The organism is Aliiglaciecola sp. (genome assembly GCF_039982535.1).
Lineage (GTDB): Bacteria > Pseudomonadota > Gammaproteobacteria > Enterobacterales > Alteromonadaceae > Aliiglaciecola.
The window spans coordinates 1-1,589 of the sequence record NZ_JBDWYG010000050.1 but is presented as its reverse complement, the minus strand read 5'-3'; the positions used below and the strand labels follow the sequence as shown (position 1 = coordinate 1,589).

2 protein-coding genes are annotated in these 1,589 nt (G+C 42.7%); both read left to right on the top strand.

From position 1 onward, the window contains the following. On the top strand, window positions 1-240 hold a 240-nt coding region (locus tag ABJV04_RS16200; protein ID WP_348492624.1), incomplete at its 5' end, for a hypothetical protein. A gap of 1,108 nt (window positions 241-1,348) precedes the next feature. After that, window positions 1,349-1,589 (top strand): hypothetical protein (locus ABJV04_RS16195; RefSeq protein WP_348492623.1); only part of this gene is annotated, 241 nt, incomplete at its 3' end.

The following is a 1,589-nucleotide window of genomic DNA, read 5'->3' as shown; positions in this document are numbered from 1 at the left end:
GTATCGACTACGAATCTTAGCAAGCATAACAATAATATTAATAATAGTACTCAACAATACCACCATGCTATTATTGCCTCTACAACAGCAGGATCGGGAACTTCCTCCTATACGCAATCATTTGCGAGGTGTCCTTTTTATTGTGCCATATTACGAGTAGTATCAAATCAATTACGAGTAGTATCAATTCAATTACGAGTAGTATCAATTCAATGGGGAGTGTCTGTCATAATACCATAATCGCTGTGCGTACACGGCCATGACATTTATCGAGCAATTGATTTCTTGCGCGGCATCTGAAATGAATTGTGCGGACAGTTCCAACTACTTTCCAATCGCCGAAGTCCGTTCGGACAATTCCATTTAATTGACAGCACCCGAAATCAATTGTGCGGACAATTTCACAGTTGGTAAGCAGCAGCCGAAATCAAATGTTCAGACAAATCCAATTGGTAGACAGCTCCCGAAATCAATTGTCTGAACAATTTCAGTTAGTGGACAACACCCGAAATCAATTGTTTGTCTGGACAAGTCCAATTATTGGAGCAGCACCCGAAATCAACTTGCTGAATAATTCCAATTAATAAGCAGTCTCCGCAACCAATTTTGTTTGGACAATTCCAATTCATAGACAACACTCGAAACCTATTGCTCACACAATTCACTAGTAGATGGTATTCGAAATCAATTGCCTGGACAATTCCAATTCATAAACAATCACCGAAAACAATTATTGTATGGCTAATTTCAATTAATGGGCAATAGCCGAAATCCATTGTATGGACAATTTCAATTCATACACAGTCGCCAAAAACAATTTTCAAGACAAATCCAATTAACACACATCCTTCTGAATCAGTTGTAGACACAATAGACTAATAATAATAGACTATTGAAATTGTAGTTGTCCAGGTTGTGTTCTTTTACTAGAAAGTCTGAGTGACCAATCCTAGAGTCATTCCCATTGGTTGCATGCTTCTGTCGGGGGAGTTCCACAAGATACCAAAATAGCGTTCCTGATACAGATAGCCGGGGACTATGAGCTATGACGGTTACCCTTGTTTTACCGTCATAGCCCATAGCCCCGGGATAGCATCCCGGAGAGAAGAGAACCGCCATTTTATTAGTACACAGGACCTACCTGTGCACTGCTGCCCACAAAACACAGAAAAAAAGGAGTAGGTTTTGCAATCCGGGAGGTAGGGTCTTTAGGGGTGTTTTTGACTTGAAAATTGCGTAGTGCGGTCTGCACTTCGGAATCGCGGTCGGCACTTGAGAAACTTCCTGGTTCGATGCAAACGCGACGCAGCCGCGTTCATGGCCAGTTTTGGCCCGTTCAGGCTGCGGTTTGGGGTCAGGATTAGGGTTAGGGTTAGAGTCAGGGGTTTGGTTGTGGGTGTTCACCAGTACCTTGATCCAAACAGGAACCAAAATACCTGAACAGCCTACCAACCTGAAGATCCTCCCTCGACAACAAAGACAACAAAGATGTCTGCTGCGGTTTTGTTTACGAGGACTTATTATCGTTTTTCTGCTCCAGACCAGCTACGAACGTTTCCATCGCGCCAAAATTTGGCAGGGCAGATATG